Source organism: Brevibacterium sp. AGC70 (assembly GCF_057334195.1).
This window is the reverse complement of record NZ_JBHFIH010000017.1, coordinates 45,630-70,170: the sequence shown is the minus strand read 5'-3', so window position 1 is coordinate 70,170 and position 24,541 is coordinate 45,630. Positions and strand designations below refer to the sequence as shown.

The 24,541-nt window shown below is 63.1% G+C and carries 23 protein-coding genes; 9 read left to right on the top strand and 14 right to left on the bottom strand.

Annotated elements, in window-relative coordinates; translation table 11 throughout:
• Positions 1–22: 22 nt before the first annotated feature.
• A complete protein-coding gene (locus tag ACE03M_RS14630) occupies positions 23–967 on the bottom strand; it encodes an FkbM family methyltransferase (protein WP_485934740.1) in 945 nt (314 codons plus the stop codon).
• 34 nt (positions 968–1,001) lie between these two features.
• Positions 1,002–1,145, bottom strand: a complete 144-nt coding sequence (locus ACE03M_RS14625; protein ID WP_485934738.1) for a hypothetical protein — start codon at positions 1,143–1,145, stop codon at positions 1,002–1,004.
• Between the two features lie 144 nt (positions 1,146–1,289).
• Between ACE03M_RS14625 and menC the strand changes: the two genes are divergently transcribed.
• Positions 1,290–2,414: an o-succinylbenzoate synthase gene (gene menC, locus ACE03M_RS14620; RefSeq protein ID WP_485934737.1), complete on the top strand. Its 1,125-nt coding sequence runs from the start codon at positions 1,290–1,292 to the stop codon at positions 2,412–2,414.
• Between the two features lie 217 nt (positions 2,415–2,631).
• Here the strand turns inward: menC and ACE03M_RS14615 are convergent, their stop codons facing one another.
• The 4 genes from ACE03M_RS14615 to ACE03M_RS14600 form a co-directional block, all read right to left on the bottom strand.
• On the bottom strand, positions 2,632–3,540 hold the full coding sequence (locus tag ACE03M_RS14615) for a cation diffusion facilitator family transporter (protein WP_143923909.1): 909 nt from the start codon (positions 3,538–3,540) through the stop codon (positions 2,632–2,634).
• Positions 3,541–3,797: 257 nt separating this feature from the next.
• Positions 3,798–5,570, bottom strand: coding sequence for a flotillin family protein (locus ACE03M_RS14610; RefSeq protein ID WP_485934736.1), 1,773 nt, complete (start codon positions 5,568–5,570; stop codon positions 3,798–3,800).
• A 120-nt stretch (positions 5,571–5,690) separates the two neighbouring features.
• Positions 5,691–6,149: a DUF3817 domain-containing protein gene (locus ACE03M_RS14605; RefSeq protein ID WP_485934734.1), complete on the bottom strand. Its 459-nt coding sequence runs from the start codon at positions 6,147–6,149 to the stop codon at positions 5,691–5,693.
• A gap of 106 nt (positions 6,150–6,255) precedes the next feature.
• A complete protein-coding gene (locus ACE03M_RS14600; RefSeq protein WP_485934733.1) occupies positions 6,256–8,262 on the bottom strand; it encodes a M28 family peptidase in 2,007 nt (668 codons plus the stop codon).
• Between the two features lie 413 nt (positions 8,263–8,675).
• Between ACE03M_RS14600 and ACE03M_RS14595 the strand changes: the two genes are divergently transcribed.
• Positions 8,676–9,782 carry a VIT1/CCC1 transporter family protein gene (locus ACE03M_RS14595; protein WP_143923942.1) on the top strand — a complete coding sequence of 369 codons (1,107 nt, stop codon included), beginning with the start codon at positions 8,676–8,678 and terminating at the stop codon, positions 9,780–9,782.
• Positions 9,783–9,857: 75 nt separating this feature from the next.
• Positions 9,858–10,742 carry an aminotransferase class IV gene (locus tag ACE03M_RS14590; RefSeq protein ID WP_143923905.1) on the top strand — a complete coding sequence of 295 codons (885 nt, stop codon included), beginning with the start codon at positions 9,858–9,860 and terminating at the stop codon, positions 10,740–10,742.
• On the opposite strand, the gene ACE03M_RS14585 is transcribed toward ACE03M_RS14590, so the two are convergent.
• Positions 10,729–11,031: a hypothetical protein gene (locus ACE03M_RS14585; RefSeq protein ID WP_143923904.1), complete on the bottom strand. Its 303-nt coding sequence runs from the start codon at positions 11,029–11,031 to the stop codon at positions 10,729–10,731. The genes ACE03M_RS14590 and ACE03M_RS14585 overlap by 14 nt on opposite strands.
• A gap of 197 nt (positions 11,032–11,228) precedes the next feature.
• On the opposite strand from ACE03M_RS14585, the gene ACE03M_RS14580 reads away from it, so the two are divergent.
• Complete coding sequence (locus ACE03M_RS14580) at positions 11,229–11,528, top strand: DUF4235 domain-containing protein (RefSeq protein ID WP_143923903.1); 300 nt, start codon at positions 11,229–11,231, stop codon at positions 11,526–11,528.
• A 71-nt stretch (positions 11,529–11,599) separates the two neighbouring features.
• Here the strand turns inward: ACE03M_RS14580 and ACE03M_RS14575 are convergent, their stop codons facing one another.
• Positions 11,600–12,478: a type I 3-dehydroquinate dehydratase gene (locus ACE03M_RS14575; protein WP_260848245.1), complete on the bottom strand. Its 879-nt coding sequence runs from the start codon at positions 12,476–12,478 to the stop codon at positions 11,600–11,602.
• Positions 12,479–12,613: 135 nt separating this feature from the next.
• Here ACE03M_RS14575 and ACE03M_RS14570 point away from each other — a divergent pair, with 135 nt between their 5' ends.
• The 5 genes from ACE03M_RS14570 to ACE03M_RS14550 all read left to right on the top strand — a co-directional run bounded on the left by ACE03M_RS14570 (position 12,614) and on the right by ACE03M_RS14550 (position 17,624).
• The gene (locus ACE03M_RS14570) at positions 12,614–13,327 is read left to right on the top strand and encodes an alpha/beta fold hydrolase (RefSeq protein ID WP_485934892.1); all 714 of its coding nucleotides are present in this window, start codon (positions 12,614–12,616) and stop codon (positions 13,325–13,327) included.
• Between the two features lie 380 nt (positions 13,328–13,707).
• Complete coding sequence (locus ACE03M_RS14565; RefSeq protein WP_485934730.1) at positions 13,708–15,018, top strand: quaternary amine ABC transporter ATP-binding protein; 1,311 nt, start codon at positions 13,708–13,710, stop codon at positions 15,016–15,018.
• Positions 15,018–15,917, top strand: coding sequence for an ABC transporter permease (locus tag ACE03M_RS14560; protein WP_485934729.1), 900 nt, complete (start codon positions 15,018–15,020; stop codon positions 15,915–15,917). The genes ACE03M_RS14565 and ACE03M_RS14560 overlap by 1 nt, the downstream gene beginning before the upstream one ends.
• Positions 15,918–15,973: 56 nt before the next feature.
• Complete coding sequence (locus ACE03M_RS14555; RefSeq protein ID WP_143923899.1) at positions 15,974–16,882, top strand: glycine betaine ABC transporter substrate-binding protein; 909 nt, start codon at positions 15,974–15,976, stop codon at positions 16,880–16,882.
• A gap of 181 nt (positions 16,883–17,063) precedes the next feature.
• The gene (locus tag ACE03M_RS14550; RefSeq protein ID WP_485934727.1) at positions 17,064–17,624 is read left to right on the top strand and encodes a methylated-DNA--[protein]-cysteine S-methyltransferase; all 561 of its coding nucleotides are present in this window, start codon (positions 17,064–17,066) and stop codon (positions 17,622–17,624) included.
• 6 nt (positions 17,625–17,630) lie between these two features.
• Here ACE03M_RS14550 and ACE03M_RS14545 read toward each other — a convergent pair whose 3' ends face one another.
• From ACE03M_RS14545 to ACE03M_RS14520, 6 genes are all read right to left on the bottom strand, one after another.
• Positions 17,631–18,950, bottom strand: a complete 1,320-nt coding sequence (locus tag ACE03M_RS14545; protein WP_485934726.1) for a Dyp-type peroxidase — start codon at positions 18,948–18,950, stop codon at positions 17,631–17,633.
• Positions 18,940–19,548, bottom strand: coding sequence for a copper chaperone PCu(A)C (locus ACE03M_RS14540; protein ID WP_485934725.1), 609 nt, complete (start codon positions 19,546–19,548; stop codon positions 18,940–18,942). Before ACE03M_RS14540 ends, ACE03M_RS14545 begins: the two co-directional genes overlap by 11 nt.
• Before the next feature lie 192 nt (positions 19,549–19,740).
• Positions 19,741–20,388, bottom strand: coding sequence for a hypothetical protein (locus ACE03M_RS14535; protein WP_143923895.1), 648 nt, complete (start codon positions 20,386–20,388; stop codon positions 19,741–19,743).
• A 172-nt stretch (positions 20,389–20,560) separates the two neighbouring features.
• A complete protein-coding gene (locus ACE03M_RS14530) occupies positions 20,561–21,187 on the bottom strand; it encodes a hypothetical protein (RefSeq protein ID WP_485934724.1) in 627 nt (208 codons plus the stop codon).
• Between the two features lie 5 nt (positions 21,188–21,192).
• The gene (locus ACE03M_RS14525) at positions 21,193–22,404 is read right to left on the bottom strand and encodes an N-acetylglucosamine-6-phosphate deacetylase (RefSeq protein ID WP_485934722.1); all 1,212 of its coding nucleotides are present in this window, start codon (positions 22,402–22,404) and stop codon (positions 21,193–21,195) included.
• A gap of 17 nt (positions 22,405–22,421) precedes the next feature.
• Positions 22,422–24,539, bottom strand: a complete 2,118-nt coding sequence (locus ACE03M_RS14520) for a S9 family peptidase (protein WP_143923892.1) — start codon at positions 24,537–24,539, stop codon at positions 22,422–22,424.
• Between the last annotated feature and the right edge of the window lie 2 nt (positions 24,540–24,541).

Below are 24,541 nucleotides of genomic sequence, written 5' to 3'. Positions count from 1 at the left end.
CGCGCTGCGCTGACTCGGTCAGTCACCTGACCGGATAGCCCGCGACCCGCATGTCCTCCGGGTTCTTCGTGCTGAAGAGCCAGTCGCGGAAATGCGGGTCGGGGACGATCTCGTCATAGGCGCTGAGGTGATCGTCGCCGACAAGGTAGTAGTGGTAGTCGAAGCGGTCGAGGATGCGCATCAGCTGCTCGGGCTGCGCTCGGTCGTCGAGAACCTCGCACAGGATGTCCGGCTGCAGTGTGCCCAACAGTTCCCGACCGTTGTCGAGGACGTCGTTCTCTGCACCTTCCACATCGATCTTCACGGTCACCTGCGGACGGCCGGGCGGCAGATCCGGGAGGAGCTCGTCGAGCGAGGTGAAGCGCACCTGCGCACCGGAGTCGAAGTCCATGCCAGTCCCATAGAACGACGGCAATGCCGATCCTCCGTCGCCGGTGGGCACCTGCATCGTGGTGTCGGGCTTGCCGACGCCCGTCGGATGAACAGTCACCCGTTCACCGAGGTGATTGCGCGCGACGTTCTTCTCCAACCCGGTGACGACGGCGGGGATGATCTCGAACGAGTGGGCGACCGCAGTCTGATTCGCGGCCAGCACCGCCATCGTGAAGACCCCGGTGTAGGCGCCGATGTCGAGGAACACGTCCGCGTCGCGCGACAGTTCGACCATGAGGTCGAGCGCGAAGGCGTCCTCTGCCTCCGTCCGGCGGCCCTTGCCCCAGTAAAACTCCTTGGCGATCTCGCAACGGAACGGATCGACGAGGTAGAAGCCTGCGCCTCCGGCACGCCCGCGGACCTCGGTGAGTCCGATCGGTGCGGGCAGCCTGCCGACCTTGATGCCGTTGATGTGGGGCGCCACCGTCCTCAGCATCGGGTGGAGATACGGCTGCGCAAGTGCAGCCTTGACTGGCAGTTTGAGTCCGAACCACTTCTGCTTCCGGCCCTTGAGCGACCGCAGGTAGTCGTTCACGTAGCTCTCCCTTGAGTTGAGCGGGATCTTTGACTCACAGTACCAATGTCGGACGCACGCGCTCCAGCGGCAGACCGGCGCGTGGGACGGATGGTGCGAGCACGCCGGTGACCACAAGGAATCCTGTCGGAGTATTCCGAAGGAGACTCATGTCAGTCTCGCCGCTGGAATCGACCATTCTGGTCCATCGAAATCGCCGCGGTCCGCGCTTCGCATGTCCACTTCTGTCCCATACTCCAATGCCCGCCGAGGCGGTCCTGCGAGTGGTTATAGGCTGGGTCATAGGATCATCAGCCCCGAACACAAAGAAGGTGCATGGCGCATGAAACTCAAGTCAATCACTCTCCACCAGGTGTCCATTCCCCTCGTCACCCCCTTCGAGACCTCATTCATGCGGGAGACGGAGAAGGACTGCTACCTCGTCGAGGCCACCTTCGACACCCCGAAGGGTGAGATCACGGGCTGGGGTGAGTCGGTGGCGATGATCTCCCCGCTCTACTCTTCTGAGTACGTGGCTTCGGGCATCGATGTGACGAAGCGGTGGCTGGCTCCGATCCTCTTCGACGTCGACGATCTGACTGCGGAGACCGTGTCCTGGCACCTGCGTCACGTGATCGGTCACCCGATGGCGAAGTCGGCGCTGGAGATGGCGGTCATCGAGGCCCAGCTCAAACTCAATGACCAGTCCTTCAAGACCTACCTGGGCGGCGTCGTCGACTCCGTCCCCTCCGGAGTCTCCGTGGGCATCCAGGATTCTGTCGAAGAGACGGTCAGAGTCATCGGCGGGTATCTGGACGAGGGATACGCCCGCATCAAACTCAAGATCAAGCCGGGTAAGGATATTGCCCCGATCGCCGCGGTGCGCAAGGCCTTCGGCGACGACTTCGGCTTCCAGGTCGATGCCAACGCCGCCTACACCCTCGTCGATGCCTCCCACCTGCGCAGACTCGACGATTACGGCCTCCTCCTCATCGAACAGCCCTTGGGAGAAGCCGACATCCGCCAGCACGGCGAGCTCGCGAAGCTGATGGAGACTCCGATGTGTCTGGACGAATCGATCGATTCCGCTGAAGCCGCCGCCGATGCGATCTCCATGGGCGCGGCAGCCGTCATCAACATCAAGCCCGGACGCGTGGGCGGCTTCATCGAGGCGAAGAAGATCCATGATCTCTGCGCCGCACATGGTGTGGCAGTCTGGCACGGCGGAATGGTCGAGACCGGTTTGGGCCGTGCCGCCAATGCAGCATTGGCATCACTGCCCGGCTTCACCTTGCCCGGAGACATCTCCGGATCGAATCGCTTCTTCCACGAGGACATCACCGAAGAGATCGTCATGTACGACGGCAAGGTCGACGTGCCCACCGGCGTCGGCTTCGGCGTGTCGATCGACCCCGCGAGGCTCGAGAAGTTCCGCACCGATTCGCTGCAGATCCTGCCGCAGAGCTGAGCCGCTGGGTAGAGTCCAACGGTTGGTAACTTCTGATCGAAAGAATCGGGCGGATTCGACCAGAAGTTACCAACTGTTGTTCCTCGCGGCGGCCGATCACCGCAATGAGCGACAACGGCAGCTGGGGCCAGCGGATGCAGTGGGGAGGAGTGGCTCCGACACTCGGGCGTACGACTGCTAACGTCAGGGTCTGCGTCTCCGGCAGGGGCCATCAGCCTCAGGTGTGGGTGTGCGTCTCCTGGGCCGCGTCCTTCGCCCTGTCGAACTGGAACGTCGAGTGTTCGATCGCGACCTTGAAGTGCTCAGCCAGGCACTCCTGGAGCGCGATGAGTATTCGCGGGGCATGACCGTCGTAGAAGCATTCGTCGGCGAGGACCACGTGGGCGGTGAGCACGGGGAGGTTCGAATCGATGCGCGTCACGTGAAGGTCGTGGACCTCTTGGACGTGCTCGACTCCTTCAATGTGCATCTTGACCCTGTCGAGGTCGAGTTCCCTGGGGGCGACTTCAAGCAGGATCGATCCGGTCTCCTTCAGGATGGAGAAGGCTCGTGGGACGATCAGCGCGGCGATGAACAGGGCTGCCACGGCATCGGCGCGGGTCCAGTCGAAGAGCCAGATGGAGACGGCGGCGAGGATGACGGCGACGGATCCCAACGCATCGGCGATGACCTCGAGGAACGCGGCCTTGAGGTTGAGCGACTGCTCTTTGGAGGAACTGAGGATGATGATCGACACGATGTTGCCGAGAAGTCCGACGACGCCGAAGAACATCAGTTCCGGGCCCGGCACCTCCGGAGGGACGAAGAAGCGACGGATGCCCTCGATGAGACTGTAGACGCCGAGCCCCAGCAGCAGAGTCGCCTGCGCTCCGGCGGCAAGCACCTCGGCTCGGCGAAACCCCCAGGTCTTCTGACCCTTCGGCGGCTTGCGGACCAGGGTGGCGGCGAAGAGTGCGATCCCGATGCCGATGAGGTCGACGGAATTATGTCCGGTGTCGATGAGCAGCGCCAGACTGCCCGTCATGATCGAGCCGATCACCTGGAAGACGAAGATCAACAGGACGATGCCGAAGACGATCGCCAAGCGTCGACGCGATCCTGAGCTGTGCGAGTGATCATGAGCCATGGAAACCTCCTTCATGGTCACATTAACATATGCGCATGTCTTTATGAATGAGTGCGTCATCCCTCGAACTCAGCGCGTACCGGTGCCCGCTGCCCGTCCCGCTCCAACTTCAAACTGCCGCCGAGGCGGGCCCGCGCAGCAGACCCGGACGCAGAAAGCGTACGTGCCCGGCATCTGCTGCCAAGCACGTACGCATCAGTTCCGCACACTGCCCGAGGGTCACCGCCGGGCAGTGTGAATGCCGATCACGGCACAGACTATTTCCTGTCGGGACCGCCCGTCCCGTCCGAATCGCCGTCACGACCGTCGCGTCGGCGCAGCGCCTCGGCGATGTAGGACTGCACGTCGATTCCAGTGGCCTTCTTCACGTCATCGCCGATGTGCGTGAGGTCGAGCTCACCGTTCTCGTCGAGGTAGTCCTTCGGGTCGAAATTCCCACTCGACCATGCACTGGGATCTCCCGAACCAGTGGGCTTCGGCCCCCCGCGACCCGAGCGATCTCCGCGACCTGAGCGATCCCCGCGACCCGGCTGGCCGCCGTGGCCCTCGGAGATCTCGCCTTCGACGACCTGATCGTTGTCGTCGGCTCCACCGCCTGCAGAACCCGAACCGGCGAAATCACCCGCATCGTCGAATCCGGTCGAGTCATCCCTGCCCCAGCCGGTCGCGGACTTCGATCCGCCCTGGTTCTGGGCCTTGCTGACCAGATCGCTGAGGTCGATGCCGGTGGTGCCGCGCACGACCTCGAGCACCTGAGCGAGGTTGTTCGATACCGAGTTCGCGAGCTTGGACTCACCATCGGTGGACACGATCGAGAGGTCCTTGATGTTCGCGTAGGGCGCGACGAGCTCGCCGGCGATGGTCGGCAGAACTTCGAGGACCTTCGACAGCACGGCGGCATCGTTGAACTTCTTGTAGGCCTCAGCCTGAGCCTGGAGGGCTCCAGCTTCTGCCTCACCGCGCGCCCTGATCGCATCGGCCTGAGCCTCGCCCTCGAGGCGAATGGCCTCAGCGTCCTTCGAACGACGATGCAGCTCGGCGGCTGCCTCGGCTCGGCCCTGGGCTTCGACATCGTAGGCTCGCGCGTCAGCTTCTGCCTGCTGGCGGTACCGCTCCGCATCGGCAGGACGCCTGACCTCGGCATCGAGCTGTTCGGCACGCAACTCTGCGGCTTCCTTCGCGACGATTCGGTCGCGTTCGAGCAGCTTCTGCTTCTCCGCCGCGTTCGCCAGCGGACCGGCGTTATCGGCACCCGCCTGACGCTGATCGGCTTCTTCTTTCAGCGCCGCACGCCGCAGCGCGAGCTGCTGCTGCTGTTCGGCGATTGCCTGATCTGTCAGAGCCTGCTGCTTCTGGGTTGACTCGTTCTGCAGCGCCTGCTCGACGGCCGAGGCGCGACTGGCGTTCGCCTCGGCGATGGCGGCATTCTTCGCGACCTCCGCCGCCTGCGGGCGACCCCAGTCCTTCAGGTAGCTGCCCTCGTCCTCGACCGCAGAGATCTGGAATGTGTCGATGACCAGACCCTGGTTGTTCATCGAGTGCGCTGATTCCTCCTGCACCTGCGAGGCGAAGGAAGCGCGATCCTGAATGATCTGCTCAACAGTCAGCGTACCGACGACGGCACGCAGCGTACCGGAGAGGATCTCTGTGCTGTAGGGCTCGATCTGATCCTGCTGATCGAGGAAGCGCTGTGCTGCCTTGCGCACGTCTTCCTCGGTGCCACCCACCTTGACCTGCGCAACTCCGTGCAGGCGCAATGCGATGCCGTTCATCGAGATGCCGTCGATCGCGACGGCGATCTGACGTGAGGACAGCGACAGGATGAATGCCTTCTGCACGATCGGATAGACCACTGAGCGCCCACCGATGATGATGCGACCGGTACCGCCCGAACTGCTGGCATTGCGGCCGGTGATGATGAGGGCCTCAGACGGGGAGGCGATCTTGATCGAGCGCATGATCACGAAGAACGCGATCAGGGCGATGATGACTATGACACCGATGACTACGGCGCCCAGGATGAAATCCACTTGAGCCTTTCCGAGATTCTGGATTGGAAGGGACCAGGCGCAGTGGGTCCACAGCGCCCGTTGTGTTCATCCTATGCGAGTCTGCATGTCCTGGACAGGCCCGCCGAGGCTACGCGTCGTTCACTTGCCCCATTCGCCGGGAGGACCGAGGAACAGCAGTCCGCTGAAGATGATGATGACGAAGATGATTCCCACACCGATGGCCAGGAATGGTGAGCGGATCGCCCAGGAGGTGAGCTGCTCGAACCAGTTCCGCGGGGTACGACCGTTCGCGCCCAGCCCCCAGTCACCCTCCAGGGCCCCAGTCTTTTCCACGGATCGTTCGAAGGGAATCGTGGCGTAGGGAATGATGGCCGAGGCCAGGCCTGTGGCGATGCGCTTCTTGCTCCACATCTGCGAGGTGCCGACGCCGATCACGGCGATGACGAAGCAGATGAAGACGAACCCATGGATGCCGCCGCCGATGCGCACCCCGATCTCGGTGATATGGGTGTATTTGAGGATCATGCCGATGATGAGCAGTGTCCAGGTGATGGTCTCTGCAATTGCGAAGGTCTTGAAGAAGAGTTTGGGAGTCACGAACCAATTCTGCCTGACCAAGATGAGCGGGTGCTGAAGGCTGTGAATGGGCACGCGGGCCGGTGAACTTTTTCAGTCACCGGCCCGCGTGGCATTCGGGGGATGCTCAGGCCTTGCGGCGGCGAGCTCCCATTGTCATGATCACGCCGAGCGCCATAAGTGCGCCGGCCGAGATCACCAGGGGCAGGGCTTCATTGCCTGTGCGCGGCAGGTCTCCGCCGCCGTCACCGGCGCCCGGGCCGTCGCCGTCCTCGGCGAGGACCTCGAAGGAACCGGACAGCGGGTCACCGCCGTCGCAGTCGACCGTGACGTCGTACTGTCCGACGTAGGTTGCGGCCTTGGACTCGTCGAGACCGCGTACGCCGAACTTGGCCACGGAATCGGCATCTGCCGTCGCAGCCTGCTCGAATTTCTCGATCTCGCCGTTCTGCGGCTCCACGGTCATCGTGGCAGTGGTGTCCGGGGTGCAGCCGGCGGCTGCCACCTGGACACCCTTCTCACCGACGAAGTCAGCCTGGTCGATCGTTGTCGGATTGATGCTCAGACTCCGCTCGCCCGGGGTCTGCGTCGGATCATCCGTCGGCGTCTCGGTAGGAGTCTCCGTCGGTGGAGTGGTCGGCGGATCGGTCGGGTCCGGCGCATCACTGAGATCGTAGGCGAGCGTGTGCACCGAATAGCCGATGGCCGGCGCGAAGATATCGAGAGACTCTTGGTTCACGTTCTCGATCGTGTCCGTGGGCTGATGGTAGTTGGTGTCGTGCTTGTCACCAACGGTTCCGCCGAACCATTCAGCTTCCTGCTCAGTCTTCGTTCCATCCGCACCGGAGAACAGGCCGCTGGCTGGGATGCCGTTGTCGATGAAAGCCTGGTAGTCCGAACGGCCCGAGAAGTCGGTTCCGACGTTGGGCTGATCATTATCGGCGAAGTAGTCGGTGAAGATCTTCTCGAGTTCCGCCGATCCTTCGGGCACATTGACGCCGTCCGGGATCGGCACATCGGAGCCGTCCGAATCCAAGGTGCCGACGATGTAGTTGTCGGAGCCGATCATGTCGAAGTTCATGTACGACTTGACCTTCGAGAGCTCGGCGTCGCCGAGGCTTTCGACGTAGTGGGTCGAACCGACGAGTCCAACCTCTTCCGCGGCCCACCAGCCGAAGCGGATGGCGTTGTCGGCTTCGGTCGGCTGCTTGGCCAGAGCCTCGGCGCTGGCCAGAAGTGCAGCTGAGCCGGACCCGTTGTCATTGACTCCCGGACCCTCGCGGACACCGTCGAGGTGAGCGCCGAACATCTGGACGTTGTCGTGGTCGCCGGCCTTGGTCTCAGCGACGACGTTCCAGGTCGTCGAGGTGGTGTATTCGGTTTCGAGGGTGAAGTCCGCCAGCAGCGGCTCTTCCTCGGAGGCGCCTTCGATCTTGGTCAGCAGATCGTTGCCGACGTTGTAGCTGACGCCGACTGTGGGCGCTCCATTCTCGACGCGTTCGCCGAGGGTTGCGTTGAGTGCCTCATCGGGGGCAGAGGTGTCGTTGTTGTAGAGGATGACCGCTGCGGCTCCGGCATCCGTGGCCGCCTGGGTCTTCTCTCCGAAGGAACAGGTGCCGCGGGCGACGAGGACGAGTGCGCCCTCGGCGCTGTCATCGAAGTCGCTGGCCTCGCAGCCGAGCTGACCGCCGGCCAGGTCGCTGTAGTCATCGTCGACCGGCAGCGCCACCGACAGATCGGTCAGCGGTTCTTCGGTGCCCTCGGTGTAGCTGGCCGGGGTGACCTCGACCTCCTCGCCGTCAACACTGACGGCGACCTCGCCGAACGTCTGGTCGTCGACCTCGAAGGCCTGTCGTTCGACGTCAAAGGCACCTGTTGCCTCAAGCGTCTGTTCGACGTATTCAACCGACTCCTCATAGCCGGGAGTGCCCAAGGCGCGGAACCCCTCATCGGCGTGGGAGGTCGAGATATCGGAGATCTTCTGCAGATGATCCATGACGGCGTCGCCGGTGACGCCCATATCGGTGTGCTCGGTCGGCCCCGCGTTCCCCGCCGCCAGTGCCGGACTGAATCCGCCGAGAGCCAGACCGGTGGCGGCGGTGACCGCCAACCATGTTTTGGTACGCAACTTCATAGAGTTCCTTTCGCTCCTCAGGTGCCAGACGAACCATGATTGCTTTTCGCACACGTTCGCGAGCGGGCATCTCTGACCGCGTCCGGTCAGAGACCGAACGTCACCCATGGGGTAATCGCAGCACACGAATAGCTGAACACGAACCTGATGCGCCGCTGCTGGCAGAAGTTCGCAACAGCAGCGGTGGCAACCGGTCGAGCTCAAGGGGAAGCTTGATTCTCACGTTTCGCAATGTCTTCGCCATTGGTAACGAAATACATACATCTATAACGAAACGGTGACACAACTCACATTGAGCTTTAATCTAGTCCATCCCCTGGACCTTTGAGGTAACGAATCGATAACAACCAATACTTCATCGATTGCGCAAGTATTGAATTCAAATGCCTACTCAAAGTAGAATCAGACCAGTGATAAACAACGAATCGACAACCCCCGACGCCGCCTATAAGCCCGATCGCCGGACGATCAGACGCTGGCAGCGATATCTTGCGAACGAGCGGCTCGAGGAGCGCGTCTACCGCAACCTGGCCGAGCGTCGCACCGGCGAAGACCGGGAGATACTCCTCGCTCTGGCCACCGCCGAATCCCGGCATCAGGAACACTGGATCGACCTCCTCGGCGAGCATGCGCAGAAGAAGCGGGCCCCCGATCTGGTCACCCTGAGCCTTGCGTTCCTGGGTCGAATGTTCGGGTCGGTCTTCGTTCTCGCTCTGGCGCAGCAGTCGGAGACGAGTTCACCCTATGACGACGACGAGGCGGCATCGGCAGAGATGGCCGCCGACGAGCGGATCCACGCCGAGGTTGTGCGCGCTCTCGCCGCCCGCTCCCGGGCCCGGCTGTCGGGCAATTTCCGGGCCGCAGTCTTCGGCGCCAATGACGGGCTCGTGTCGAACCTCGCGCTCGTCCTCGGTGTCGGCGCCGCCGGGGTGGGCAACCACGTCATTCTGCTCACCGGCGTCTCCGGCCTGCTCGCAGGGGCTCTGTCCATGGCGGCCGGGGAGTACATCTCCGTGCGGTCCCAGCGCGAGCTGCTCGATGCATCGACACCTGATCCTGAATCGCGCCACGCACTGGCAGATCTCAACATCGATGCCAACGAGCTCGCTCTCGTCTTCCGCGCCAGGGGCATGGACTCCCCCGAAGCCGATGCTCGAGCACATCGGACGATCGCCGCAGCCAAGAACAAGAACGCGGCTCCTCAGCTGCCCAGCCTCGACTCCGGCGTCGACCGCAACGAGCTGGGCACCGGCTTGGGGGCATCGCTGTCGAGCTTCGCCTTCTTCTCCTCGGGCGCCCTCATCCCGATCCTGCCCTACATCTTCGGCATGTCCGGCCTGCCCGCCGTGTTCCTCTCCGCCGGCCTCGTCGGCATCGCACTCCTCTTCACCGGCGGCACAGTCGGCCTGCTCTCCGGAACCGCTCCGGGACCACGCGCCCTGAGACAGCTTGCGGTGGGATTCGGTGCAGCGGCCGTGACATACGCTCTCGGCCTCCTGTTCGGCGTCAGCGCAGGCTGACCACGGCTTCTGCTGCGCACAGGCTGAGCGCAGCAGCCTCTCGGCGCAGGTTTTCCGAGAACCTAGACTGTCTGTATGACCGATACCCTTGTCCTGATCGACCCTGCCGCGTCCACCGTCGAGGTAGCCGATCTCGGCGACCCGCAGCTCCCTGTCACGGACCTGTCGGCCCATCGTGGCGACGGCATCTTCGAGACCGTTCTCGTGCGCATCGACCGCGGCGTGACCGTGGTGTCTCGTGATCGCCATTTCGCACGATTCTGCGCGTCCGCCTCGGCGCTGGGTCTGCCCGATCCGGAACCGGAGCTATGGGACCGCAGTCTCGACACCGTGATCGCCGAGGTGCGTGCAGCTGCTCCGAGCCTCACCGAGTTCGGGGTCCGCTACGCGCTTTCACGCGGAACCCAGAATCCAGACGGAAGCCAGAGCCCACGAGGGTGGGCCTTCAACGTTCCCGTCGACGAGAAGATCACGCGAGCACGCGCACAGGGCATCTCCGCCGTCAGCCTCGATCGCGGCTACGACGCCTACTTGGGAAGCAAGGCACCTTGGTTGCTCATCGGCGCGAAGACCTTGTCCTATGCGGTCAACCAGGCCGCCGGAAGATACGCAGCGGAGCAGGGCGCAGACGAGGCCCTGTTCGTCTCCCACGATGGAGTCGTCCTCGAGGGACCGACGTCCAACCTCATCATTCGCCGAGGCGACCGCCTTCTCACACCGAATCCGGAGGCAGGTCTGCTCTCGGGGACGACGCAGCGCCTGATCTTCGACCATGCGGGAGAGCTCGGGCTCAGTGCCGAATATGCAGACTTCGGCCTGGGCGACGTCATCGAGGCAGATGGTGCCTGGTATGTGTCCTCGATGCGCACAGCCGTGTCACTCAATCAGCTGGACGGGAACCCGATCCCGCGAGACGAGGTACTGACAACGCAGCTTCAGAGACTGATCATGGCCGGCTGACGCCGTCGGCCGAATCCGCTGCCGACTGCCTCGGTGCGTGCCGGTTCACTGCGGAACGTCCTGCTTCAAGTCGGCTCGTGTCGGGACGGCCTGTCTCGGAACGATTCGATGCGGAACGAGGAGACGGCACGACCACCGTCAGGACCAGCGCGAGGATGCATGCCCCGCAGCCGGCGAACCACAGGATCCAGAAGATGTCGGCGAGCAGCGGGAAGAGCCCCAGAATGAAACTCAGCGCGCCGAAGGCGAACAGCCCGGTGATGACCGCGACTTTCCATCTGCTGAGCATTCCAGCTCCTCTCGTGCACTGAAGCTTCAATCTATCGCTCGCATGCGCGCGCCACATCCCTCGAAAGTATGAAGTTCTGCCTCATGCTTATGAATGGGTCTCCTGCGCTAGTGTGGTCACGTACGGATTCGCACCCCAGCGACATCTGCGCGGCGCATCATCGCCGCAGGCACAACGTCTAACGAAAGGACACGAGCATGGGAAAGCTCGCATGGCAGGTCATCGGCGTCGGAGCGCCCATCGTGGCAGCATTCGCGGCTCGAAAGGCGTTGACCTTCACTTGGGAGAAGGCGACCAAACGACCAGCACCGAACAACCCCGTCGATGACGAGATTTCGATGTCCGAGGCTCTGGCCTGGACCATCGTCTCCGGCGTCGGCGTCGCAGTGGCACAGCTCGTCGTGCAGCGCATCGCCGCCAGCACCGTGCGCAACAGCTTCGGCGACGAGGCTCTGCCCAAGAAGTTCCGCAAGCAGATCGAAGAAGGCGTCGACTGACCAGGCGGCTCCGTTGAATAATCAGCATCGCTGATCGTTCGACCGGCTGATGGGTCGGAGCCGCTGAGCGGTCAGCCGTAGAGTTCGGCGATCACCCTGGCCAGATCCGCAACGGCGATCTGGCCGGGTGCCGACGCCTCCCCCAGCTGCGCGAACGTTGCGCAGCTTCCGAAGTCCGCGCCCATGACCCGACTGGTTCTGCCCAGCTGACCCATCGAGATTCCGAGCACGGGAACCTCAAGGGTCTCCGCCGCTCGCGCGGTGGCCCCCAGCAGCTCTGCGACGTCCGCCCTGCTCGCCGGCATCATCGCTATCTTCGCCACATCTGCCCCGGCCGCACCCATCCTCGTGAATGTGTTTGCCAACGCCTCCGCCGAGTCCGTTCCGGCGAAGTTGTGGTGCGAGGCCACCACCGGGAGGTCCTCGCCATGCGCCATGTCGATGAGTTCCGCGGCACCACGGCGATCGATTTCGACATCGAGTGCCCACGTGACACCCGCACTCGGTTCCCTCGGTCCGGATCGTACGGATCGACCAGACGTTCCGGCAATCCCGGTGATGAGTGTCGTGAGGATCTCCGTATAGACCTCTTCGCTCACTTCAGCGTTCCCGCCTTCGAACCCTGTCCGCAGCGTGATGAGAACCGGAAGCCCCGCCGCAGTCACATGCGGCGCCAAGCCCAGGACCGCCTCGGCGAGTTTCTGGGGAGCAATCGGGACGGCCCCGTGGCTGCTCTCATCCGCGACACAGTCGATCACGGGATCGATGCGCCATTCGATGACGTCGACGACTCCCGTGTCGGCGATGGCCCTGCACTGTCCTAGGATCTCTTCGGGCACGGTTGCCTGGACGGGAACGATGATGGCCGGGCGCCGCGAGTCAGCAGCCGTGGACGAATCGACAGCAGCCCGGTGACCTGCGGCATCATTGAGGAACGGCAATTGCTTCATGGCCCAAGCCTAGGTGCTTGGGCCGGCGCACCAGCGAAGAGGAACACCACGTGGAGACCAGGGACCAGATGACCATCACCGCTCGAGACGGATTTCCGCTCGCGATCCAGGTCAGGCCCACCCGAGGCACCTGCCCTGCTCCTTCTCCAAGGGCAATCGAACTCTCACGCATGGTGGGACGAACTGCGTTCGGACTTCGAACCCCAGTTTCGCACCGTCACCTTCGACTACCGCGGCACCGGCGGCAGCCGCGGTGAACTGAGTGAACTCTCGACTGCAAGCTTCGCCGCCGACGCCGCCGAGGTTCTCGACCATGTGGGCGTCACTCGTGCTGCCGTCTACGGGACGTCGATGGGTGGGCGAGTCGCTCAGATGCTGGCTGTGGACTTCCCTGATCGCATCGACGCTCTGGTTCTGGGGTGCACGACACCCGGAGGGCCCAATTCCGTCAGACGGCCCCGAGAAGTGGGCCAGAACCTGGCACGTCTGCGCGGTCGTGAACACACCCAGTACCTGTTCTCACTGTTCTACACCCCGAACTGGACAGCGGCCCCGAGGTACAGCAAACTCCTCGGCGATGACACGATGACCGCCCAGGAGTCTGCGGCACATCTGCGCATCAGTGCCCGTCACAATGCGTGGGAGCGCCTGCCGGAGATCGCTGCACCGACGCTCATCGTCCACGGCGACGAGGACCTCATGAACCCCGTGGCCAACGCCCACCTGCTGCATGAGCGCATACCGAACTCCCGTATCCGCATCACCCCTGGAGGTCGGCATGGCTTCTTCGAAGAGTTCGCCGAGGTGGTCACTGCGGAGATCATCGGGTTCCTGAGCGCTGGTTCTTGAACTCCTCTCTCTGAATAGTCGCTGACTCAAGGCCGTATCTCCTCCGAGAGCGGACAACCTCGTTCACCATCAAAAATCCGCATTGTGTAACAAATCGAATAAGGCTATACCTATATGCCTCAAGAGCGGTTTGTAACAATCAAGTAACGCATTGGTCTACATAACCCCAGGTCAGAGCGGCCGTCAAGTTCGCCGCTCCGTGTTCTATCGACAAAACTACTACCGAAAATCCTGAACAAAACTACAATAGGGAGTGAGATATCCGTGTGCGGTGAGGCGAGTGAGCGATCGACCCAGTTCGGATCGACCACCACCGCATCGCAAAACGGGGGTGAAGCCTCTCGTTCTTGCGGAAGTTCAAGAATGTAAGGAGGAATCACGTGAGCGTAGTCAAAGCGTCAAACGTGTACAAGGTCTTCGGCAAGCGTCAGAAGGAAGTCGTCAAGCGTCTTCAAGAAGGTGCAGATCGCGACGAACTCACAAAGCTCGGCACAGCGGCGGTCATCGATGCCAGCTTTGAGGTCGAAGCGGGTGAGATCTTCGTCGTCATGGGACTCTCCGGTTCCGGCAAGTCCACTCTTATCCGCACACTCAACGGGCTGTGGGCTCCGACCACGGGGTCAGTCGAAGTCCTGGGCACAGACATCGCCAAGATCGATGCGGCAGCTTTGCGCAAGGTACGCAGCGAACACATCTCAATGGTCTTCCAACACTTCGCGCTGCTCCCGCACCGGACGGTTCGCGACAACGCCTCCTATGCACTTGAGATCCGAGGGACGGAGAAGGCCAAGCGCGACGAAGTCGCGGACCGTTGGCTTAAAGCCGTCGGCCTCGAAGGCTGGGGAGACAAGTACCCCGAGCAGCTCTCCGGCGGCATGCAGCAGCGTGTGGGTCTGGCACGAGCACTCGCTGCCGAAACCGACATCCTGCTCATGGACGAGGCGTTTTCTGCACTGGATCCGCTCATCCGGCGCGAGATGCAGGAGCAGCTCGTGGAGCTGCAGGGCGAGCTCAAGAAGACCATCATCTTCATCACCCACGATCTCAACGAGGCAATGTTCCTCGGTGATCGGATCGCAGTCATGCGCAACGGGCGCATCGTCCAAGTCGGCACACCAGAAGAGATCCTCACCGATCCCGCCAATGACTACGTCGCACAGTTCGTCCACGACGTCGATCGTGCCCGTGTCCTGACAGCGAGCAACGTGATGGAAAAGGCACGACAGGTCGTGACCAACCAGAACGGACCTCGTGTCGCTCTGCGCAACATGCGTGAGAGCAATGCTTCGGCGATCTACGTCACCGACCGCCACCGCAGATTCCTCGGTGTCGTCAGCGATCGTGACTGCATCGACCATCTCCGCAATGGCGGGAACACCCTGGACGAGATCATCCAACCGATGACGACATCAGCATCACCCGAGGATCTGCTCATCGAGCTGTTCCTCCCGTCATCGGAGACCCCTCTTCCTGTACCAGTGACGAATGACGAAGGGCATCTCGTCGGGGTCGTCCCTCGAGCGACCCTGCTCGCCGCTCTGGGCAGCCAGAACGGGGACGGAGAGCAGACCCACGATGACGCCAACCTGGAGTGGACTGCACCAGTGGACACCGGACTCATCGACCAGATCCTCGCCGAGACGGATGATGCGTCAGAAACCGAAGCGGCAAGTGGGAGGGGCGATCTCTAATGGAGAACATCAGAATCCCAGTAGGAGTCTGGGTCGACACTGTCTTCGACTGGCTCAAAGACAACGTCGCCTGGTTCTTTGACTTCATCACCTTCCTCTTCACCTTCCTCATCGATTCACTCACCAATGTGCTGGTTGATCTGCATCCTCTCGTCATCATGATTCTGCTCGCGCTCATCGGCTGGGTCCTGCGGTCCTGGCAGATGGCGCTGGGGACGCTGATCACGTTGTTCTTCATCGTGACGATGGATCAGTGGGTGCCCTCGATGCAGACACTGGCACTGGTCATCATTGCCGCGGTCATCGCAGTCATCATCGCAATCCCGGTCGGCATCCTGGCGGCCAGGAACGATACGGCCTCTGCCATGATCCGACCCGTGCTCGACTTCATGCAGACCATGCCCGCATTCGTCTACCTCATTCCCGCTGTCACCTTCTTCAGCATCGGTGTGGTGCCCGGCCTTGTTTCGACGGTCATCTTCGCCTTGCCTCCAGGTGTGAGATTCACCGAACTCGGAATTCGCGGAGTCGACTCGGAGACGGTCGAAGCCGGTCAGTCCTTCGGTGCAACACCGGGGCAGATCCTCAGGGGCGTCCAACTGCCGCTCGCTACGCCGACGATCATGGCCGGCATCAACCAGGTCATCATGCTTGCTCTGGCCATGGCCGTCATCGCCGGCTTCGTCGGGGCCGCCGGCTTGGGCAAGAACGTCGTCGAAGCGGTCGCCAGCCAGAACCTGCCACTCGGCGTCGAATCCGGACTCGGCGTGGTCATCATTGCGGTCTACCTCGACAGAGTGACAGCCGCCCTGGGCACTGCGAAGGACTTTCCGAACTCACTGATCGCTACATTCCGCAACCGGAGCGCAAAGAAGAAGGCCACTGCTGCACAGGCCTGACCATCCCCAGCCGTCACAGACACAACCTGTCGAATACAAGAGAAAAGGAACATACAATGAAGAATAGATTCCTCACCACGTTCATCGCCGGAGTCGCGGCCCTCGGCCTAGCCCTGACCGGCTGCTCGCAGGAAGCGGCTAAGGACGACGGCGGAAGCGGTGACAAGGGCGACATCAAACTCGGCTACGTCACCGGTTGGACCGATGGCCAGAGCGTCTCGCTGTTGCTCGAAGACCAGCTCGGAAAGCTCGGCTACAATGTCGAGACCGAAACCTTCAGCGACGCCGCAGTCCTCTACGCCGGCATCGCCAATGGCGACGTCGACATGTACCCTTCCTCGTGGCCCGAGGTCACGCACAAACAGTACATCGACAAATACGGCGACGATCTTTCTGATGTCGGTGCATACTACGACAACGCTGTGCTCACCATCGCGGTGCCGAAGTACATGAAGGACATCAACTCGATCGAGGATCTCAAAGGCAAGGGCAAGGACTTCGACGGAAAGATCATCGGCATCGAGCCCGGCGCCGGTCTGACCGCGGCCACGAAGAAGATGATCCCCGATTACGGTTTGGACAAGGAGTACGAGCTCGTCACCTCGTCGACAGCAGCCATGCTCACCGAGCTCGGCAATGCCACCGACGCCGAAGAGGACATCGTCGTCACACTGTGGCGCCCGTTCTGGGCGAATAACGCCTACCCGGTCAAGGACCTCGAGGATCCGAAGGGCGCGATGGGCGAGGCGGAGAAGCTGCACTTCACCGGCACCAAGTCATTCGCCGAAGACTTCCCAGAGGCCGCTGACTACATCGGCAAGATGAAGCTCGATGACAAGCAGTACGGTGACCTCGAGGATCTCGTCGTCAATGAGCACAAGGACGATGGCGAAGCAGCCATTGCCGAATGGCTGAAGAGCAACCCAGACGCCTACGAGGGCGAGATCGCCGACGAAGAGAAGTGATCCAAGTTCAGGGAATCAGATCATGATGCCCTGAACCCATTCGAAAGACCCTTCGGCTCGTTCACAAGAGCCGGAGGGTCTTTCGCAGATTGGTGAACGAACTCAGCGCCGTGACCTTCAACAGCGCCCTATGGCTCGGCCGTAATAGTGCGCTGGCTTTGCACCGACAGGGAGGAGATGTATGACGATGAGTTCGTACGAGTTCCATGCCGAGGATGATTCTTCTCAAGCTACGACGGGCACTCCCGTCGGCCCCATCACCGTCACCAGCAACGGGCGGTCCATCACCCGAGTCACTTGGCGAGAGTCGGACACAGAATCCGGTCAGCTCGACGACACCGGTCTGGGCACTGCTGGCCCCGACGCTGACCCTCTTCTCGTCGAAGCACTGCGACAGCTTCGCGCCTACTTCGACGGAACCTTGACCACCTTCGATCTGCCCCTGGACCTGGGGCAGATCTCGGCAACCGCGCGGACGGTGCTCACCACTCTCGACGAGACGGTTGGACCCGGCACCACCGTCACCTACGGCGAGCTTGCCCGGCGCAGCGGGACGGGAATCCCCGCACGGGCTATCGGCAGCATCATGGGCCTGAATCCACTCCCGCTGGTCATCGCCTGCCATCGAGTCGTGGCCAGCGATGGGCTGGGCGGCTACTCCGGCGGTCGTCGCGGCGAAGGGTTGGCCACCAAGCGTTGGCTGCTCGAGTTCGAAGATGCACTCCCCCGCCCGTTGTTCTGAACAGCTTCACCTCTCGAAGAGGCTCTGTCCGATGTACTCCCCCTCCTGGACGCCCGGCGGAATCGCCCACACCGTCGACCCGATCGGCGTGGTCCACTCATTGAGCAGATCCACCTCGGCGAGGCGGCGTTGGATCGGCAGGTACTGCCGGTCGATGTCGGCTTGGAACGATGCGAACAGCAGTCCGGCTTCCTCCCCCGCCCCCGTCTCGTAGTTGAACGTTCGCCGGTGGATCTGAGTCTCCGGGCCCAGCCCATCGCGAGCCCTGGCCACATGCGAAGCCGCCGAGATCTTCGTCAGGCCGCGCTTGTCGACCGCGGTGAAGTCGGGAGCATCGAACTCGTCAGTGCCCGACAGCGGTGCGCCTTGATCGAGGGTCCGTCCCGTCGCGAACTCGCGTGCCGGCCGGTCAGCCCTATCCCAGGTGTCCAAGTTCATCGCGATATCGCGCAGCACCAGGGTCGTTCCCCCGCGCATCCACTCAGGCAGATGTGCACCGAGGTTGTCCGGCGGTTCCCCGCGCGCGGAGTACACCGCATCTTCCCTGCCGGTGCCCTGTCCCCAGATGATGCGCGCGAAGTCTTCGGATCCGGGACCGGGGTTGGCTGTCCCATCTAACTGTCCGAAGAGGTTCCGTTGGGTCTTCCCCTCTGCTTTGCTGCCGTAGGAACGGCGGAACCCATCCCTCTGCCAGGCCACCTCGGCGAAGGTCCGGGAATCCTTCCACAGCATCCTTCGTGCATGTGCCAAGGCCAGCGGATCGTCACCGCAGATCTGCAGGAGCAGATCGCCTGTGCACAGGTCCGGTTCGAGATCATCGATCGGAAACTTCTCCAGTGGACCTAACCAGGTGGGCACGGAATTCTGCCCCGCCAGCGTCACAAGGCCGCGGCCGAATCCGAACGTGACCGTCAATCGCGCCGGATCGTGGGCGAGTTCGGGTTCGGAGTCGGCCAGTGGGGCGCCGCCCTGCGTCAGGGCGGCGGCATCTGCGGTGAGCAGTCGCAGCCAGCGGACCACCTCGGCGGCGTCGATTCCGGGTTTCAGCGTCAATGCGAGGAAGTGCGCGTGAGCCTGCGGAGGAGTCTCCACCCCGGACTGGTGAGGGGCGTAGAACGGTTCGGTGAGCGACCCGTTGGCTCCGCTGAGATCCCGGGACGGCGAGTCCTCGGCACGGCCGCCAGCACCGGATCGTCCCACACCGAAGCCTGCGACGGCGCCGACCACTCCCGTCCCTCCGGCGGCTGCCACCGATGCGATGAGGCGTCGGCGGCTGAACCCGTGAGAATCAGAAGAGGCATCTCTGGACTCGGGCTCAGTGGTCACCGTTGTCCCCGTGGTCCATCTCGTCGTGGTCCATGTCCGTACGGTCCATGTCATCGTGGTCGGCGCCGTCGCCTTCGCCATCGGCCTCGCCAGGGGCGTAGTTCTCCTGCGCACCCGAATAGTCCTTGGCGATGGCGGTCACCGGGAAGCTCTGCTGATCGGCGGTGACGAGCTCCAACGAGATCTCCTCGCCGGGTTTGATCGGCTTCGCCAACCCCATGACCATGATGTGATCGCCACCGGGCTTGAGGCTCAGGGACTTGCCCGCAGGGATCGTGAAGCCGCCTTTCTTCTCCTGCATCGACATTCCTCCCGAGTTGTCTTCGAGAGTCTCGTGGAGTTGGACCTGGTCGGCGTCATCGTACTTCGCGGAGACGAGGTTGATGTCTTTGTCGCTGTTGTTCTCGAGTTCTCCGAAGACAGCGGTCATGCCGTCGTCGGCGGCCTTGACCCAGGCGTTGTCGAGACTCAGGGAGTCGACGCTGATCTGGGAGCTGCTGGCTTCTTCGGGCTCGCTCGCCTGGCTCTGGTTGCAGGCACTGAGGCCGATCATGAAGGCAACGGCCATGGTGGCCATCAGGGTGGTGTTCTTTCGCATTTCGTCTGCACTTTCAGCTTGTCGGTGCAGCCGGGCACAGGTCGCGACTTGCGATCGGACGCCGACGCGATCGGGCGCAATCAGGCGCATGGACACGATCGGGCACACGGTACTGCTCGTCCGCGACGGTGCATGGCTGTCACCAATGATGTGTGAGTCGGCGGGGTCTCCGCCGATGGTGAGGTTCTGAGTTCAGACGAGAGCGGGCGGTCCGCGTCGGTAGTTCGGGCCGACGACGGCAGAGGTGATGGCCTGTGGCAGATGGAACTCGCCCTGGACGAATCGGGTCGGGAATTCGGCCAGTACACCGACCGCCTCGGCGAGTGACCGAAGTGCGGTGGCGACCGGTCCCAGCGCCAGCTGCAGGATGGTGAGGATGATGTCTTCGCCGCGCTTGAGGGCCACTGCGGTGACGATGACCGCGGCGATGTGAGCGAGCACCATGGGCAGGCTCGCGCTCGAGCCGTCACCGGCCATGTGCGACATCGGATGGGACATAGACCCAGCCTGGCCCACGTCGAGGGCACCGGTCCCGTGGTTCATGTGCTGGTGGCCCATGGCCATTCCGGTCGTCGTTGCACCGGTGGCAGCGGGTGCGGCGGTGAACCAACCCATCGACAGGTGCATGAGGATCTGGCCCAAGCCGAGCAGTGATCCCAATGCCAGATATCCGAGCCGACGACCAGCGAGGATCATTGCGGCCCATAAGGCGAAGACGAAGACGATCACGATGCCGACGACCGAGGTCGTGCCACCGGCGCCGACGTGCATAAGCACGGCCAGCAGAGTCGTCATGAGCGCGGCGAAGAGAGCACGAACCGACTTGTTCGATCCGGTCATGCCCCTCCTCTCCTTGGGTTGCTCGCACAGATGGCACCGTGGCTGAGCCTCAGAAGACTCAAATCTTCTACACAGTGTAGAACCAATATGGCCTACGGCGCCAGAGCGACCCTGTCACCACCGAAGAGGAGCAGGTCCTGAGCTGAGCTGCGTTGCTCGGTGCCGTCGGAATTCACATCCTCAGCCAGGTGTCAGCGGTCTTCTTGATCATGGCTCCGGCTTCTTTGGCCGAGTCCAGCCAGGTCACGGGTTGACCTTCGGGGTCGATCACCGCGTCGGAGAGGACGACGACGTCGAAGTTGCAGACGAGAGCGGCCATCGCGGAGGCACGAACCGATCCCGGCAGATCGCCGGCGCCGGTGTCGTCGGGAGCGTCTGCGTCATCCGCGCCATCCGTGCTGCCTGCACCATCCGGGGCCGCTGCGTCGACCGGGGCATCTGCCTCGTCGGGAGCATCTGCACCGTCCGGGGCATCTGCACCCTCGGAATTCGCGACTGTGCTCACGTCCCCACCGGCGATGACGATGCGGTCAATGCCCATGTCGTGGAGGCCGGGGGCCAGGTCTCGGATGCCGTCGAAGACGTCAGGCTTCTCCGAACGCAGCACGAGGTCTTCTTCGTCGGGCACGAAGATGGACAGTTCCTCATCGTCGACGTCGACGAGTTCGTCCTTCGTCGAGGCGAAGATGAGGACACCGCCGACGGTGCGAGTACGGCCGACGATGTCGACTAAGATCTCGGCGTTGTCGTCGGAGATGTAACTGGCGTCGTCGGTGTCGATGAGGAGCAGGGCATCCATGTCTCCTATCGTGCCATGTTCTCTGTTCGGATGCTCATGTCCGCGTTCAGCAGCAGGTGCTCGGAGGGCATTCCCACGCGCAGCAGACTGAGCTCGTCCTCGGCGATAACCCCCAGTGCCCGCAGCGGCACCAGGCTCGCGGCCCGGACCGCCTCAAGCGGGGTCATTCCCACCTCGGTAACGGCTCTCATCACCGCATCTTCCATGGTCAGAGTGGAGCCGGCAATGGACCCGGTCGAACCGTCCTCGCCCAGCAGTCGCGCCACGGAATCCTCCACCTGCACCGGCAGAGATCCGAGCATGTACCGCCCGTCGGCCATCCCTGTCGCAGCCATGGCATCGGTGATCAGCGCGATCCTGCCGGGCACCAGGCTCGTCAGCATCCTTGCAGGAGCGGTCGCCACGTGCACTCCGTCGTTGATGAGTTCGAGCGTGACGTGTCCTGCCTCGATCGCGGCGAGGATCGGACCGGGCGCCCGGTGGTGGATGCCGGACATCGCGTTGAACGTGTGGGTGAGGATGTTCGCGCCCGCGTCGAAGGCACGGCCCGCTTCCTCGTAGCCAGCTGCGGTGTGCCCGATGGCCACGCTCACCCCCGCCGAGGTGAACCGTGAGATCGCGTCGAGCGCACCAGGCAGTTCGGGGGCGATCGTGATCTGGGCCAGCGTTCCGTCTGCAGCCGTCAGGATCGATTCGACCGCCTCGGGGGTAGGGCACGTGAGAACTTCGGGTGCGTGGGCGCCCTTGAAGTCCGGGGACAGGAACGGACCTTCAGCATGCAATCCGAGTACGCCAGGCTTCTCCCTCACGAGCCTGGCTCCGGTCGTCAGGGAGTCGCAGAGACCCTCGATCGTGTCCGAGACGAAGGAGAGGGCGAGCGCCCGGGTTCCGTGCCGGCGGTGGACGGCGAGCACCTCGTCGAGTCCGTCATCCCCGTCCTCGGCGCTCGAGCCGCCGGCTCCATGGCAGTGGATGTCGACATAGCCGGGGACCAGGTACGCGCCTTCTGCATCGATGGTCCTCACTCTCGCCGAGGTGCTCAGGTCCTGCCAGCCCGAACCGCGGCCGCGTGCGATGACGACTCCCCCGGCCTCGGCAAGCCAGTCATCGGCCGTGTCCACGGTGAAACCAGCCGGATCGCCGTCGAGGATGATGGCATTGCGGATGATGGTGTCTGCGGGCGTCGTCGTGTTCGCCTGGTCGCTGTCTGTCGTCATCGGTCCGATTTCTGCCTTCACCCCAGAGTGCGGACGCGTTGGGCGTCGATGTCGAGGACGTGCCTGTCGAGGAACGCCAGGACCGTGCGGTACCAGACCTCGGCATTGCCGCGACCGGCCACCCAGTGTCCTTCGTCGGGGAAGTACAGAAAGCGATGCTGTGTCTGCCCCTCCGCGTCCAGCGGCGTCTTCGACCGGGACAGCAGGTCGTACCAGAGTTCCTGCCCCTGCCCGATGGGCACCCGGTAGTCCTTGTCACCGTGGATGACGAGCATCGGCACCTCGATCCGGTCGGCGAACAGGTGCGGCGAGTACGTCCCCGACTGCTTCCGCATGGCCACGTCCCAAGAGGCGTTGTCCGTGGTCCGTCCCATCGACGTCGTGTTCCACAGGGAGGCGTGCGTGATGATGCATCTGAACCGTTCGCTGGTGTGCCCGGCCACCCAGTTCGCCATGTACCCGCCGTAGGATCCGCCGGCCAGAGCGGTGCGCTCGGCATCGATGTCGGGGCGTTCTATGGCCGCATCCGTGAGCGCCAGGATATCTGTGAAGGGCGCCCCACCCAGTTCCTGCTGACCGCGGTCGATCATCGACTGGCCGTAGCCGGTGGAGATCGCCGGATCCGGCAGCAGCACCGCGTATCCGGCGGCCGCGAACGGTCCCGGGTTCCACCGATACGTCCAGGAGTTCCAGGACCCCCAGGGCCCGCCGTGCGCGAATACGACGAGTGGGAACGGACCTTCCCCGTCGGGCACAGCCAACCAGGCTCGCACCTCGGTGCCGTCGTCACCAACGGCGGCCACCTCGGTGAGGGTGCCTGCCCCGTCGATGACGTTCGCCGGGTTGGCGAGCTCGCTGATCTGACCCGAGATCAGGTCGATGGCGATGGGCAGTGGTGCGACATCGATCGCCGAGGCGGTCGCCACGACCGTGATTCCCTGCACCTGCAGTCCTGCAAAGGCATATTTCTGCCCCGGACCGCCCACCAGCCGCCGAGGCTGTTCGTCGTTGACATCACCGATGAAGACACTGCCGCGTCCGTGGTCGTCAGCAGTTGCCACGATCGTCGAATCGTCGGCCCAGACGGGTTCGAACCAGTGATCGGCTTCGGGCCAGACTGGCTCCACTGAGCCTGTGTCGAGGTTGAGGAGCATGAGCGTTGCGGACAGGTTCGTCTTCGACGTCCAGAACTGCTCGCGAGTGACCAGGGCGTGGGTTCCGTCGGGGCTGATCGCCTCGACGCCGAAACCGTGGTCGGCGGCGGCCTCGACCAGCAGGCGGGGTGCACTGTGTTTGTGCAGGTCGAGCTGCCAGATCTCGCTGGCCTCGAGCTGACCCGAGATCGGCTTCTCGACCTGGACGAGAACGAACTGTGCTTCCTCATCAACGGCCCAGTCGACGAGTCGTCCCGGCGGCAGAGGCAGGTAGCGAAAGGTGAGTCCGATGGAAGCGGCTGTGGTCGAGTCTTCGCTGCAGCTGGTGGCCTCGGCGGCCGGGGTGGTGGACGTGGCACCGTCAGACGTGGTGGTCTCGGATTCAGCAGCGCCCCGTGTGGCGTCGGGGGTGAGGTCATCGTCGAACTCGTCGGTGATCTCGGTCAGGTCTGCGACCGCGAGGGTCTCCTGTCCCGGGCCCAGGTCATGATCCCAATGGCGGATGGGGAAACCCGCGTGGAGGATTCCGCTGACCTTCGATTTCCTGCGTTCCTGACTGTATTCCTGGTGTTCGTCCTCGTTCGCGGCCCAGCTGTGGACGGGGAACTGCACGATCATGGAGTGGCCTTTGACCTCGATTCGGGAGAATCCGCCGTCGTGATCGGCGAGCTTGCGTGCTTCCCCGGTCTCCGGCAGGGCCCAGAGGCTGGGGCTTTCGGCATCTTTGCCGTCTTCGCCGGTGCGCTTGGCCGCGAAGTACACGGTGCCCGAGTCGCTGACGGCGGCCGGGCCGATGGACTGATCGCCGCGGGTGATTCGGCGCGGTCGTTCACCGCTGATATCTGCCAGGTGGGAGAGGTAGCTGTTGCCCTCGGCATTGAGGAAGGAATACTGGGCGATGACACGGCCGCTCTGGTTCGTCAGGAGACCTTGGAGTCGGCGGGCATCGAGGAGAGTAGTCACAGCGTCGTTGATCGTCATAG

What these genes read in the sequence shown, in the direction of transcription:
- ACE03M_RS14600 (WP_485934733.1), bottom strand. Translation starts at nt 8,262, where the DNA reads ATGAAGTTGCGTACCAAAACATGGTTGGCGGTCACCGCCGCCACCGGT.
- ACE03M_RS14590 (WP_143923905.1), top strand. Translation starts at nt 9,858, where the DNA reads ATGACCGATACCCTTGTCCTGATCGACCCTGCCGCGTCCACCGTCGAG.
- ACE03M_RS14560 (WP_485934729.1), top strand. Translation starts at nt 15,018, where the DNA reads ATGGAGAACATCAGAATCCCAGTAGGAGTCTGGGTCGACACTGTCTTC.
- ACE03M_RS14525 (WP_485934722.1), bottom strand. Translation starts at nt 22,404, where the DNA reads ATGACGACAGACAGCGACCAGGCGAACACGACGACGCCCGCAGACACC.
- ACE03M_RS14585 (WP_143923904.1), bottom strand. Translation starts at nt 11,031, where the DNA reads ATGCTCAGCAGATGGAAAGTCGCGGTCATCACCGGGCTGTTCGCCTTC.
- ACE03M_RS14625 (WP_485934738.1), bottom strand. Translation starts at nt 1,145, where the DNA reads ATGGTCGATTCCAGCGGCGAGACTGACATGAGTCTCCTTCGGAATACT.
- ACE03M_RS14575 (WP_260848245.1), bottom strand. Translation starts at nt 12,478, where the DNA reads ATGAAGCAATTGCCGTTCCTCAATGATGCCGCAGGTCACCGGGCTGCT.
- ACE03M_RS14615 (WP_143923909.1), bottom strand. Translation starts at nt 3,540, where the DNA reads ATGGCTCATGATCACTCGCACAGCTCAGGATCGCGTCGACGCTTGGCG.
- ACE03M_RS14530 (WP_485934724.1), bottom strand. Translation starts at nt 21,187, where the DNA reads ATGGATGCCCTGCTCCTCATCGACACCGACGACGCCAGTTACATCTCC.
- ACE03M_RS14580 (WP_143923903.1), top strand. Translation starts at nt 11,229, where the DNA reads ATGGGAAAGCTCGCATGGCAGGTCATCGGCGTCGGAGCGCCCATCGTG.
- ACE03M_RS14535 (WP_143923895.1), bottom strand. Translation starts at nt 20,388, where the DNA reads ATGACCGGATCGAACAAGTCGGTTCGTGCTCTCTTCGCCGCGCTCATG.
- ACE03M_RS14540 (WP_485934725.1), bottom strand. Translation starts at nt 19,548, where the DNA reads ATGCGAAAGAACACCACCCTGATGGCCACCATGGCCGTTGCCTTCATG.
- ACE03M_RS14555 (WP_143923899.1), top strand. Translation starts at nt 15,974, where the DNA reads ATGAAGAATAGATTCCTCACCACGTTCATCGCCGGAGTCGCGGCCCTC.
- ACE03M_RS14550 (WP_485934727.1), top strand. Translation starts at nt 17,064, where the DNA reads ATGACGATGAGTTCGTACGAGTTCCATGCCGAGGATGATTCTTCTCAA.
- ACE03M_RS14520 (WP_143923892.1), bottom strand. Translation starts at nt 24,539, where the DNA reads ATGACGATCAACGACGCTGTGACTACTCTCCTCGATGCCCGCCGACTC.
- menC (WP_485934737.1), top strand. Translation starts at nt 1,290, where the DNA reads ATGAAACTCAAGTCAATCACTCTCCACCAGGTGTCCATTCCCCTCGTC.